Raw genomic sequence first — 12,372 nt, 5'->3', positions numbered from 1 at the left:
GAATTAGCGCGCTTCCCTCACCAGCGATATGCCACGCCTGAGGAAACCTGACGTCGAGCCGCCGGCACCGAGGGCACTTCCTGAAAATCACTGTCCCACAAATTATCGACGAGGAGCGAAATTTCCAGTCCACGCACCCGGGGCGGTAGATAATAGAGCCCCGCTGAAGTCACGAACGCTTCGTTGCCGCCGACCGTGCGCAACAAGTTCTCTTCTTGAATGCGAAATTCGTTATCGACGCGGATTTCCACGCCGTGGCCGAGCCGCGCAATCACCGCCGCCGTCAGCCGATGTTTCGCAAAATTCAACGCGTAGAAACTGGCATCGACCGTCGTGCTGCGATAGTCGGCGTCTTTATCGAGGAAGGTGTAGCCGAGGTTCAGATCGTAGCGTGCGCTGCGTCGCGTGATCACGAACTCCGCGCCGAGCGTAGCAATATCGACTTCGTTGGCGGTGCGCGCCGTCACGCCGCGCGTAAACGTCCAGTCGGTGAGATCGTCGTCCCAGCGTTGAAAAAGCGCGCTTTCGAATGTCCACGCGTCGCGTTTGAGCACGGCGCCGATTTCGAGATTGCGGCTTGTTTCACGACCCAAATTGGGGTTGCCGCGAAACAGCCCGGCGCCTGCGGCCGAATTCAACGCCGTGTAAGTCGCCACCTGCGTCGCTTCCGAGTAAGTGGCGTAGAAGCGCGAACCGTCGGCGAGTTTTAGCTCGAGGCCGAGCACCGGCGAAACGGCGGAGCTATCACGATTTGTATCGTCGAAAGACGCACCCGCCCGCGCGGTGAGGGTGCCGGCTTCGGTTGCGAAATTCATTTCCGGCACGGCGACCAGCTTCAAGTAGTCGCGCGAATTGAAACGTCCGGCGGTGAGCGACGTGGATTGCAAGTTGTCGGCCATCGCTTGCGCGCTGTAGGCAAGCGCAAAGGTTTCGAAGCCTGCGCGGCCTTCCAGTGAGAGCGAACGCACGTGCGTCGTGTGGACAAAGGGATTCGAGGCGCCCGGCACGGCGCGGTTGAATTCGTAGTCGTCGAAGTTGCGACGGTAGGCGGCACCAAGTTGCCAATAGGTTTCTGGCGACGACGTCACGCGGTGGTTGATCGCGTAAAGTTCGGTGCGCAAAAACTCGGTTTCGTTGAAACCGAACGGCGTGTAGAGATTCGGCCAGCCGAAGAATTTTTCCTGATAACCGGCAAAAAAATCCGTCTGGCTGTTGGCCCCGCGGAGTTGGAAACGCCCCGACGCGCGCTTGAAATCGTGATCGCCAAACGGCACCGAGCCATCCGACTCCGAACGCGCGAGGTCGATATCGGCGGCGGCACTCAAGCCATTCGCGAACGGCGCGAAGACCAATCCTTGGTAAAGACTTTGGCGATTCGTATGGTAGTCGCCGAACGCCACCGCCGCCTCGCCGCGTTGCTCGATCGCACGCCAGCCGTAGGCAATCGTGCCGACTTGCGCCTGCATGCCGGCGACAGCGTTGTCGGCGCCCGTGAGAATTTTCGGCGAAGTCAACATGGCGGGCGCCACGGGCAGTTCCGCGAAATAGTGGCCGGTCTGCGGGTCATAGATCGACAGCGCGCCCAGTTTGAAACCGGTGTTTTCAAACACGCCGCCCCGAATCGAGATGTCCGCCTGGCCCTCCGCGAGGTTGCGCGCCTGCACATCTACGCGAGGGTCGAAACGCAGCCCCGAAACGGGCATCGCAAAGGTCGAAACAGGAGTCTGGTTGGCCACTTGCTCGGCATACGTGGTCAACTTCGGTAATTCGTAGGGCTGATCGCTCGAAGACGACTCAGTCGCCACTAAGGCGTGCGATGCCGCCAAAGATGCGGTGACGATAACAATTTGCGCCAAGCGCATGATTTTTTCAGAGCAAAAGGCCATTGGGTTAAATAGGGCCGACTCGGCCAGTTAACTAGCAGCTTAAAATAAAGCCGCTTCGAGGTGAAGCGGCTCAGCGGACGCTAAAAAGTTATTGATCGCCGTCGTTGCCAATGGCTTCGACGGGGCAGCCTTCGAGGGCTTCCATGCACAGCGCGACATCGTCTTCCGTGGTGGGCTGCGTGTGCACAAAAGAATAACCACCCTCTTCCTGACGTTTGAAGAAAGCGGGGGCGGTTTCGCGGCAAAGATCGCAATCAATGCACTGCTGATCGACATAGAATTTGCCGCCCGCGTTATCGTTCCATTTTTCTGCTTTATTAGCCATTTCGCAGCGCACTCAAAGGCATTCCATCAGGCTGTCAAGAAAGCGCACGGGCTTATGCGATTTCGTGACGAAAATTGATGGCGATGACGGGCTTGTATTTCCAACCGTGTGGCCTACGTTGAGAAAAATGCTGGCCGACCGCTCTTACATGCGAGGCGATTACCAACGTCGAAGAACTTCGGCGCTGGTCTGGATCATTGCCGTGACGGTGGCGGCCTTCGTGATCGAACTCGTGGTCGGTTCGCCGTGGTTTGTGCACGGAGAAGCGTTGTTAAGCGAACTGCCCTTAACGATTCCGGCGCTGCGTGAAGGGCATGTCTGGACGCTATTAACGCACGGTTTAATCCACAGCACCAGCACGCCATTCCACATCTTATTTACGGTGCTGAGCTTGATTTTTATCGGACGGGAACTGGAGCCGCTCTTAGGTGCGAAACGCTTTGTGGGGCTCTATGTCGGCGCGCTGCTGTTGGGAGCGCTGACCTGGTCGGCGGTGCACTGGATCCATGGAGGCGTTTTGATTGGCGCGACGGCCGGCATTTTCGGGCTGTTTGTGGTGCTGGCGCTGCTGCACCCGTATCAAGAGATCAATTTTCTGGTGATGTTTCTGATCCCTGTGCGCACGAAGCCGATTTATCTCGTTTACGGGCTGCTCGCATTGGACGTTTTCGGGCTGCTGTTTTACGAGTTTCGGGGAAGTTCGCCGCCGTTTGGCTACGCGGCGTCGGCGCATTTGGGCGGCATGCTCGCAGGCTGGCTCTATCTGAAACTTTTCCACGCCAGCCATGGCATGGATCGCGCGGCGAGCTTTAGTCTTCAGCTGCCGGCTTGGTTGAAACGTCGCGAAAAGAAAGCGACCTTTGAAATTCCGGTCGCAACTAAGCCCACCAAACCCTCGCCCAACCTGCGCGCCGAGGTGGATCGCATTCTCGATAAAATTAATAGCGAAGGCTTCGGCTCCCTCACCGAGCAGGAAAAACGCGTGCTCGATGACGCGAAGGACATGCTCAGTCGTTCTTAGCTCAGCGCGCACGTTCATTCAGCCATGGTTAAAAAAATACCGTTACCTAAACAAAACGTGTTTCTTGCTTCGCTCTGGTATGTGGTGGACGGTGAAAATTCTTAGCAACAATTCCCGCTTTAAGTTCTCTAACGGCTAGAAAATTAAATTTTACCCAGTGAAATTACATCCCCTTTTCAAATCCCTCGCCCTTTCAGTCGCCTTGGTTTCGTCCGTGTGGGCGGTGCAAGATCGCGAGTTCAAGACCACGCCGGTCATGCGCCTCGAGACGCGCACGCTGGTGCAGATGCTCGAATATTTTCATTACAACAAAGGCGCGGTAACCTCGGCGGACTACCCGCAGCTCATTTCCGATTACATGAAGGAATTGGATCCGCAGCGCCTGTTTTTCACGGCGACTGATGAACAAACGTTCATCCGTCAATACGGCCAGCGCGTCGAAACCGACCTCGCCTACCTCGGCAACATCGACGCCTCGTTCGACATTTACCAAGTCTATGAGCAACGCGTGAAAGCGCGCACGACGTGGATTTTTGAACAGCTCAAATCCGACTGGGATTTGAAAGCCCAGGAAAGCTATGCGCCCGACCGCACCAAGGCTTCGTTTGCGGCCACCACCGAAGAATCCGACGATCTGTGGCGCCGCCGCGTGAAGTATGAGATCGTCCAGGATATCCTCGGCAAAAAAACTGAAGAAGAGGCCAAGACCACGGTGCGCAAACGTTACGAGCGCATGCTGAAAAACATCAGCGACATCGAACCCGCGGATGTGCAGGAAACTTTCCTTTCCAGCCTGACTCGGATGTATGATCCGCACTCGGCGTATTTCTCCGCCGACACGCTGCAGGATTTCAGCATCCAGATGAAACAATCCCTCGTCGGCATCGGCGCGGTGCTGAGTCTCGAAGAAGACGGCAATTGCGTCATTCGGGAAGTCGTCCCCGGTGGCCCCGCGTATCGTAGCGGCCAGATCCGTATGAACGACAAGATCATCGCCGTTCAACAAGACGGCGGCGAAAATATCGAAGTCATCGGCATGAAGCTGCGCCGTATCGTCGACATGATTCGCGGCGACAAGAGTTCCAAAGTCACCCTCACCGTCCTCCCGCACGACGCCACCGATGCCAGCAAAACCAAGCAGGTGCTGATCGTGCGCGATGTGGTGAAGCTCAACGCCGGCCGCGCCACCGCGACCATTTATCAAGTGCCAGTCGCGGAAAACAAAACCACGCCCGTTGGCGTGATCGTGCTGAACTCATTTTACGACTCGCCGGCTGAAGCCAGTAACAAACCCGCAGCCAGTGCGGAAGTTGAATCCGGCGGCACGGCCACGCAGGATGTCGCTGAATTAATCCGCAAACTCAAAGCCGAGGGCATCAGTGCGCTTGTCATGGATCTGCGTCGCAACGGCGGTGGCTTGCTGCCCGAAGCCGTTAACCTCACCGGCTTGTTCATCGACAAAGGTCCCGTTGTCCAAGTGCGCGACTCGCTCGGCCAACTCAATGTCGATAGCGACACCGACACCTCCGTCGCCTACGATGGCCCGCTCGTCGTGCTCACGTCGCGCTTCAGCGCTTCCGCTTCGGAAATTTTCGCCGGCGCGCTGCAAAACTACGGTCGCGCCGTCATCATCGGCGACAGCTCCACCCACGGCAAAGGCACCGTGCAGGCCGTGCTTGAAATGAAAAACTATCTGCCGCGCCTCAGCCAAAATGTCGGGCACACTGGCGGTGCAAAATTGACGGTGCAGAAATTCTATCTGCCCAACGGTGCCTCCACCCAAAAGAAAGGCGTGATTCCCGATATCTCGCTGCCCTCGATCGAAGACTTCCTGCCCATTGGCGAAGCCGACTTGCCACACGCGCTCGTGTGGGACGAAATCAAACCGACCTTTTTTGAAGGCAAGCCGCTCACGCCGACTTACCTCAAGCCTCTGCTTGAAGCCAGCCGCGAACGCCAAAACTCACTCGAAGAATTCGCTTATCTCAAAAAGAACATCGACTGGTTCAAGGCTCGCCAGGATGAGAAGACGATCTCGATCAACCTGGAGCAGCGCCAGACGCGCAAGACCAGCGATGACGAATTCAAAAAGCAGCTCGACGCCGAACGCGATCTCCTCGCCAAAGCCAACTACGCGTCACGCGAAATCAAACTCGACTCCGTGCTCAAAGCCGAAGCCACCGGCACCCAAGAAGCCGTGGCCACACTTGATGACGATGGCGATACCGACACTCCGATCGAAGGCCCGACGAGCAAACTCGACGTGCACCTCCGCGAGTCGTTGCGCATCGTGACCGACGCGCTTCGATTGAATAGTGATCCGCACTATTCTGCCAGCAGCGCCGCTCCCGAGACTCCGATCAAGGGCCTAAATAAAAGCGAATAAGTAACGGTCACGCCCCGTCAGGTCGCGCAGCGATTCGATCCGCGCGTAACCGCTGGCTTCGGCCAGCTCTTTGAGCTGCGCGTGCTGAGCGAGACCTGTTTCGCACGCCAACAAGCCACCCTCCGACAAACGCGGCTTCGCTTCACGGATAATTTTCTCCAAATCCGCCGCGCTGTTTTTTCCCGCTGACAATGCCGCATGCGGCTCGAAATCTTTTACTTCCGGCTGCGTCGCCAGGGTCTCATCGTCTGAAAGGTAAGGTGGGTTGGACACGATGAGTTGAAAGCGCTCACTCGCCGGCACTGCTGAGAACCAATCGGATACCAAGAAATTCACCCGCGCCGTGAATCCGGCTAGCTCCGCGTTTTCTTTGGCCAGCGCGAGCGCGTCCTCACTCTTATCAACCGCGGTGACTGCGGCCTCAGGATACTGTTTAGCGAGCGCCAGAGCAATCGCGCCAGAGCCGGTGCCGAGATCCAGAATCGTCGCCGGCGGCGCCGGCAGTTTTTGGCTGATGAGTTCAACCAACAACTCGGTTTCCGGTCGCGGAATAAGCGCGCGCCGGTCGACTTTTAATTTCAATCCAGCGAACTCCGTTTCGCCTAAAATGTATTGCAAGGGCTCGCGGCTCCCGCGGCGCTTCACGAGTGGACGGATTTTTTCCAGTTCCGCCTCCGTCAGCGGACGCTCGAACTGGATGTAAAGCTGCATGCGCTTCAACCCGAGTGCATGCCCGACCAGCAACTCTGCGTTCAAGCGCGCTGATTCCACTCCCCGTTTATCGAAAAACTCAGTCGTGCGTTTGATGATTTCGAGCAGAGTCAGCATATCAATCGTCCTCCCCACCCGTGCGCTGTCGCGATGGCAACGGCCCGCCGGTGAGCGCGGCAAGTTTCTCTTCAAAATCTGCGCGTTGCAACGCTTCGATGATTTCGCCGATGTCGCCTTCCATGATCGCAGGCAGACTGTAAAGCGTGAGGCCGATACGATGATCGGTCATGCGGTTCTGGGGAAAATTATAGGTGCGGATCCGCTCGCTCCGTCCGCCGGTGCCGATCTGGTTGCGGCGTTGAGCCGCATATTTCGCCTTTTCTTCGTCCTCCTTCAGTTTCAGCAGGCGCGAGCGAAGCACCGACATCGCGCTGGCTTTGTTTTTTATCTGCGAGCGGTCATCCGCGCAGTAAACAATCAGCCCGGTCGGCTTGTGAATGATGCGCACGGCCGAATCAGTCGTGTTCACGCCCTGCCCACCCGGCCCGCTGGCGCGCTGCACGGTGATTTCCAGATCCTGCGAATCGATGTCGACGTCGACTTCCTCCGCTTCAGGCAAAACGGCCACGGTCACGGTCGAGGTGTGGATGCGGCCATTGGCTTCAGTTACCGGAATGCGCTGCACACGTTGCACGCCGCTTTCGTATTTCAGCTGTTTGTAAACCTCCTGGCCGGTGATGAGAAAAATCACTTCTTTCAAGCCGCCCCGATCAGAAGCGCTCGAACTCATGGGCTGGATTTTCCAGCCACGCCCTTCCGCGTAGCGCGAATAAAGCCGGTAAAGCTCAGCCGCAAACAGCGACGCTTCATCGCCTCCGGTGCCCGCGCGGATTTCGAAAACGGTGTTTCGAGAATCTGACGCCTCCGGCGGAATCATCAACGCTAGCACGGAAAGTTTAAGCTTTTCGTGTTTCGTTTGGAGTTCAGGAATTTCCGATTGCGCGAGCTCGCGCAATTCCGCATCGGCCGAAGCGTCTTTGAGCAACGCCGTGTGTTCAGCGATTTCCCGACCCGTGTCTTCATAATTTTTATGCTCTTCCACCAACCGGCGAAGCGCCTGTTGCTCGCGGCTCACCTCGGTGGCTTTCCGCGGGTTCGCGTAGAACGAAGGCGCCGCCATTTGCGCATCGAGTTCGTCGAGGCGCATCTGAAAAGGAACGATGTCGGGCAATGTTTCCATGCAGGGAAAAGTCGGGGCGGAAATTGTGAATTGCTTAAGCCGCAGCGCGCAGCTTTATCAAAGGCCAATCCACGACGGTGATTTCCGTCTAGTAGAATTTATTCGAGATGGCCTCTACACTCTTCACTCAGAACATCATCGCCTGCGTCTGGGACTTTGACAAGACATTGATTCCAGCCTACATGCAGGCCCCGCTTTTTCGTCGCTATGGAGTCGACGAAGCCACTTTTTGGGCGGAAACCAACGCGTTGGGCGAAAATTATCGCCGGCGTGGTTACCACATTTCCCCGGAGATTAGTTACCTGAACCATCTGCTCACCTACGTGATGGCGGGCAATATGGCGGGCTTGAACAACAAGATCCTCCGCGAGTGCGGTGCGGACATTAAGTTCTATCCCGGCCTGCCGAAATTTTTCGAGAGCTCCCGCGCCTGGGCGAAAGCCAAACCGGAATACGTCAAACATGACATCAAGCTCGAGCACTACGTCGTGAGCACCGGCCTCGCCGAAATGGTGCGCGGCAGCGCGCTCGCGCCCTACATCGACGCCGTGTGGGCCTGCGAGTTCATCGAAAATCCACTCCAACCGGGCTTCCTTAAACAAAACGAATTTCCTCTCGAGGCTGCTTCCGAGATCGCGCAGATCGGCGTGATGATCGACAACACGTCGAAAACCCGCGCGATTTTCGAAATCAACAAAGGCACGAATCGCAACCCCGCGATCGACGTGAACGCCAAGGTCACGCCCGAGGATCGCCGCATCCCGCTGCAAAATATGATCTACATCGCCGACGGCCCGAGCGATGTGCCGAGTTTCTCCGTTGTCAAACAAGGCGGCGGCAAAACTTACGCGGTTTACAATCCTGCGAATCGCGCCGAGTTCGAACAAAACGATCGGTTGCGCCAAAACGGTCGCATCGACCATTACGGTCCGGCCGACTACACGGAGAACAGCGCGACGACCAACTGGCTGCAATTACAGGTCGAAAAAATGTGCGACCGGGTCGTCGCCGATCGCGAAGCCGCCCTCGCCTCGCGCGTCGCCCGCCCGCCGCGCCACCTCAATCCTTCGCCGGAAGAAGAAGCCGCGCGCCGTGCCGCGCGCGGCCCCAAGCAGTCTTCGTTTCTTGAGTAAGACGAGCGATGGGATGGCAGTCGCGCGCTACATAAAAAACGCCGCCCTTTTGAGGCGGCGTTTCGTTTTTCAAATTAAAGGCGCGGCTTAGCTGACGCTGACTTCAGCGGCATCGTTCGATCCGCCGTTGTTATTTTCTGTTCCGGGAGTTTGCTGGCTGGCGGGGGTCACCACATTCTGCAAAGCCGTGTTCGCCGCACTTACCGCTCTGGAAGCCTGGCTCGAAGCCTGAGCAGCCGCATCTTGCACCTGCTGGACAGATTGTCCGGTAACCCGAGAAACCGCCTCAGCAATCGCAGTGTTGGCGGAAGGCACAGCCTGCTCGGCAGCGGCGGTGATAATCGCAGCTTGTTGCGGAGCGGCTGTTACCGCGGCGGCAGCAATATCGGCAGCTTGCGCGGGCGCGGCTTGCGCCGCTGCGGCCGTCACCGCCGCGACGGCAATCGCCGTGGCATCTGCATTGCCCGATGTGGATGAGTTCGCCGAAGCGAGCGCCGTCACGATTTGCGCCGTGAAGCTGGCCGCCTGATCAGGCAGCGCGGCCGCCGCCACTGCGGCCACTTGCGAGGCGAGATTGGTCGCCGACTCAGCAGACAGTTCGCCTAAATTATTTTGGATCACATCCGCCAGCGACTGCACCGCCGCCGCAATCACGTTCGCAACTTCCGACCCCGCACTAGCGAGCGAGGCCAATGCAACCGGCTCTTGCGGCTCACCATTGGCAGGCGTAACGACCACCATGCCCGCTTGCACCGAATAAGTGGTGCCGTTTGCAGCAGTGAAAGAAACCGTGTCCGCCGTGGCCACAATCGTGGTGCCGTTCACGGAAACATTCACCGCATACGAAGTGCCGCGAGCGGCCGCGACGCCTTTGGGCGTGCGCACGCCGTAATTGTTTACGGCCTTCTTTGCCGGATCGAGGGTGGAAACGACGTTACCAGATTTCAGATTGAGCAGCGCATTTTGCTTCGTCACCACGCCGCTGCCGTTCTTCGTCACCGAAAGTTCATCGATTGAAACCGTGGAGTTAGGCTTGATGGTCGCAATCGCACCGGAGAACGGTTGCACGTGAACCTCCCCTGTTGTTCCCGTGATAATGACCGTTCCCGCAGGGAGTTTGAGACCTTCGGTCACCTGAACAGGTTCGGCTTTGCCGGGAAGTTGCGCGGTCGAAACACCGGTGAACTTCACCACCACAGCTTCAGCCGATTGCGCGTCAGCTGCCGTTAAAGAACCGAGCGAGAGAAACGCGACCATCGCGACAGCGAATACAGACTTCAGGATTTTCATGGATAAATTTTTGCAATGCGAGGAATGCCACACCTGCTTTTTCCTTCAAGCGTTATTCAGGCGGCAACAGTCCAGCCCGACGTCACGCGGGCTTCGTCACTTAGATTTCATTACATAAACCCCGTCCCAATCCATCGACGGCGGATCAACCATATAATCCTCGACAATAGAAATATACACATCTGAAGGCGTTTCTCTAAATACTCCACTTGCGATCATCGGCGCGCCTTCATCTTCAAGCTCCGCACTGCGCCGGAAATGCTCCATCGCCCCCGTCCAATCCCGTGCGAAATATCTCTCAAGCCCGGCGGCAAACACCGCGCAGCATTCCCGTTTACGCGCCGTGATTGAATCGCGCAGTCCGACAATCTCATAAATCGGCACCGCCTGCTCGCGGCCTTTAACGATCACGCGCCCAAGCGGACGAAACACCACGCGATCGCCGCCAAGGTTTTCGCACGCCGATTTTGTCACTTCCGTGCACATCGTGCGCGCGCCCCAACTTTTCGCGCCGGACTCCATGCGGGCCGCGAGATTAACGTCATCGCCCATCATCGTATAATTGAAGCGCGTGCGGCTGCCCATGTTACCCACGACGCACGCACCGCTATTCAACCCGATGCGTGTTTCCATCTCCCACACGATCGGCGGCCACTTGTCACCTTCGCTGCGCCACTTGGCGCGAAGCTCGGCAATTTTTTCCTGCACGCGTTGCGCCGCGACACACGCGCGCCGCGCGTGATCCGGCAGCGGCACCGGCGCACCAAACATCGCGACCACCGCATCACCAATATATTTATCCAGCGTGCCGCCTTCCTGTTGAATGATATCAGTGCACGCCGTCAGATATTCGTTCATCAACTCAACAAGTTTATCCGGCGGCAGCTGTTCCGCGAAGGTTGAAAAGCCCTGAATGTCGCTGAAGTAAGCGGTGATATTTTCGATGTGCCCGCCCAACTGCGGCGGCGTTTCGGATTTTACTAACTGATCAACGACCTCCGGCGACACGTAAGCGCCAAACATTCCTTTGATGGCCTGCTTGGCTTTTTGCTCGATCCAGATGCGCCGGCCGATCACCGCGAATTGCAGGAAAATCAACCCCAACACCGGCGCGATCCACGGCAGCCACCAACTGTGCCACACCCACATCCACAACGCCAAGGAACTATAGCCCACCACGCTCAACACCGCGCCGCCACACAGCACGAACACCACGCGATGCGCGACGAGCAAGATCACCGCATACCCCACCGCAATCAGCAGCGCCCACAATATCCACCGCGTCCCCGCAGACAGCTGCCGCACATAATCCTCGATCAGGAGATTGTTCACCGCATTCGCGATCACGAGCGTCAGCGCCGACGAACGGCTCAACGGACTCGGCCCGATGTCGGCTTTGCCCGTCACCGTTTGTCCGACGATCACGATCTTGGATTTCAAATCCGGCGGTGGATTTTCCAGCGTTTTATTTTCTAAAAAAACTTCGCTCAAACTCACGAGCATCGAGCCGTAGTTATAAATCGGAAACGTCTCCCTACCGCCGAGCATATCGTAGCGATAGTTGAGCGCCAACCGTCCCAACGCGTCGATGGGCACGCGACGCGTTTTTCCTTCCGCCTGAAAATAAAGCCCGTCGCCTAATCGCACGCGCACCGCCTGCGGATCCACTCCGTAATAACTCAGCGCGATCTGCAACGACAGCGCCGGGTAAATTTCTTTGCCGACGCGCACGACCATCGGCACTTCGCGACGGATGCCATCCACGCCCGGCGGCGTATCGGCGAATCCATACAGGCTCGCCTCGCGCAATTCCGGAAACGGCAGGAACACGTGGTCGTCGCCCACGACGTTCGCAATGTTTCCTTCGATATCTTTAAACGGTTTCGTCGGGCCGCTGCGCACCGTCGGATCCATATCGGTCGGATCGACACTCGTCACCGCGGCCGACACCACCACCGTTCCGGCCTCGTCGGCGGCTTGCGCAACTTGCCCCATCGCGCCATCGCCCGCGCCTTCGCGCGACGCATCGAGGATCACGTCCCATGCGACCATTTTCGCACCGGCCAGCGCGAAGACCTGCGTGAGTTGCGCGTGATATTGTCGGTCCACGGGCCACGGTTGGCCCAGCACCGCTTCAGTCTGGTCGTCGAATAAAACCACTGCCACGCGCGGATCAGGAGCTTGCTGAAAATTCGTCCTAAAGTCAGTGCGCCAGTCCAGTGATTTCCACTCCGAGCGCTCGACCGTTTCTGTATGGCTCAGCACCCACGCGAAGCCGAAGCACACCAGCGGGAGCCACCAAATTTGTTTAAAGGTCGTGCGCGACGATTGGCCGGTCATGTGGGTGCGCGACCACGTTGGCGCTTAATCTAACCGCAAC

Annotated in this window: 9 protein-coding genes; 3 read left to right on the top strand and 6 right to left on the bottom strand. The window is 57.6% G+C overall.

Features of this window, described 5'->3' with window-relative positions:
* Positions 1-17 precede the first annotated feature (17 nt).
* Complete coding sequence (locus ACRRQW_RS15460; RefSeq protein WP_438482499.1) at positions 18-1,886, bottom strand: TonB-dependent receptor plug domain-containing protein; 1,869 nt, start codon at positions 1,884-1,886, stop codon at positions 18-20.
* An 88-nt stretch (positions 1,887-1,974) separates the two neighbouring features.
* Positions 1,975-2,211 (bottom strand): ferredoxin, encoded by a 237-nt coding sequence (locus ACRRQW_RS15455; protein WP_438482498.1) that lies wholly within the window; start codon positions 2,209-2,211, stop codon positions 1,975-1,977.
* On the opposite strand from ACRRQW_RS15455, the gene ACRRQW_RS15450 reads away from it, so the two are divergent.
* Together ACRRQW_RS15450 and ACRRQW_RS15445 are read left to right on the top strand one after the other, a co-directional pair.
* Positions 2,168-3,232 carry a rhomboid family intramembrane serine protease gene (locus ACRRQW_RS15450; protein WP_438482497.1) on the top strand — a complete coding sequence of 355 codons (1,065 nt, stop codon included), beginning with the start codon at positions 2,168-2,170 and terminating at the stop codon, positions 3,230-3,232. The genes ACRRQW_RS15455 and ACRRQW_RS15450 overlap by 44 nt on opposite strands.
* Positions 3,233-3,389: 157 nt before the next feature.
* Positions 3,390-5,618 (top strand): carboxy terminal-processing peptidase, encoded by a 2,229-nt coding sequence (locus tag ACRRQW_RS15445; RefSeq protein WP_438482496.1) that lies wholly within the window; start codon positions 3,390-3,392, stop codon positions 5,616-5,618.
* Here the strand turns inward: ACRRQW_RS15445 and prmC are convergent.
* Together prmC and prfA are read right to left on the bottom strand one after the other, a co-directional pair.
* Positions 5,601-6,446 carry a peptide chain release factor N(5)-glutamine methyltransferase gene (gene prmC, locus ACRRQW_RS15440; protein WP_438482495.1) on the bottom strand — a complete coding sequence of 282 codons (846 nt, stop codon included), beginning with the start codon at positions 6,444-6,446 and terminating at the stop codon, positions 5,601-5,603. The genes ACRRQW_RS15445 and prmC overlap by 18 nt on opposite strands.
* A 1-nt stretch (position 6,447) precedes the next feature.
* Positions 6,448-7,569, bottom strand: coding sequence for a peptide chain release factor 1 (gene prfA / locus ACRRQW_RS15435; protein ID WP_438482494.1), 1,122 nt, complete (start codon positions 7,567-7,569; stop codon positions 6,448-6,450).
* Between the two features lie 107 nt (positions 7,570-7,676).
* Between prfA and ACRRQW_RS15430 the strand changes: the two genes are divergently transcribed.
* Positions 7,677-8,702, top strand: coding sequence for a haloacid dehalogenase-like hydrolase (locus ACRRQW_RS15430; protein ID WP_438482493.1), 1,026 nt, complete (start codon positions 7,677-7,679; stop codon positions 8,700-8,702).
* 87 nt (positions 8,703-8,789) lie between these two features.
* Here ACRRQW_RS15430 and ACRRQW_RS15425 read toward each other — a convergent pair whose 3' ends face one another.
* Both ACRRQW_RS15425 and ACRRQW_RS15420 read right to left on the bottom strand, forming a co-directional pair.
* On the bottom strand, positions 8,790-9,992 hold the full coding sequence (locus ACRRQW_RS15425; RefSeq protein WP_438482492.1) for a FecR family protein: 1,203 nt from the start codon (positions 9,990-9,992) through the stop codon (positions 8,790-8,792).
* A 96-nt stretch (positions 9,993-10,088) separates the two neighbouring features.
* Complete coding sequence (locus ACRRQW_RS15420) at positions 10,089-12,332, bottom strand: CHASE2 domain-containing protein (protein WP_438482491.1); 2,244 nt, start codon at positions 12,330-12,332, stop codon at positions 10,089-10,091.
* Positions 12,333-12,372 lie beyond the last annotated feature (40 nt).

It is taken from the genome of Oleiharenicola lentus, assembly GCF_051660365.1.
Lineage (GTDB): Bacteria > Verrucomicrobiota > Verrucomicrobiia > Opitutales > Opitutaceae > Lacunisphaera > Lacunisphaera lenta_A.
Note: the sequence above shows the minus strand (reverse complement) of the source record. Positions and strands in the feature narration are given on the sequence as shown.

Coding starts and splice junctions, on each gene's coding strand:
- ACRRQW_RS15460 (WP_438482499.1), bottom strand. CDS start 1,886: ATGGCCTTTTGCTCTGAAAAAATCATGCGCTTGGCGCAAATTGTTATC.
- ACRRQW_RS15430 (WP_438482493.1), top strand. CDS start 7,677: ATGGCCTCTACACTCTTCACTCAGAACATCATCGCCTGCGTCTGGGAC.
- ACRRQW_RS15420 (WP_438482491.1), bottom strand. CDS start 12,332: ATGACCGGCCAATCGTCGCGCACGACCTTTAAACAAATTTGGTGGCTC.
- ACRRQW_RS15425 (WP_438482492.1), bottom strand. CDS start 9,992: ATGAAAATCCTGAAGTCTGTATTCGCTGTCGCGATGGTCGCGTTTCTC.
- prmC (WP_438482495.1), bottom strand. CDS start 6,446: ATGCTGACTCTGCTCGAAATCATCAAACGCACGACTGAGTTTTTCGAT.
- prfA (WP_438482494.1), bottom strand. CDS start 7,569: ATGGAAACATTGCCCGACATCGTTCCTTTTCAGATGCGCCTCGACGAA.
- ACRRQW_RS15455 (WP_438482498.1), bottom strand. CDS start 2,211: ATGGCTAATAAAGCAGAAAAATGGAACGATAACGCGGGCGGCAAATTC.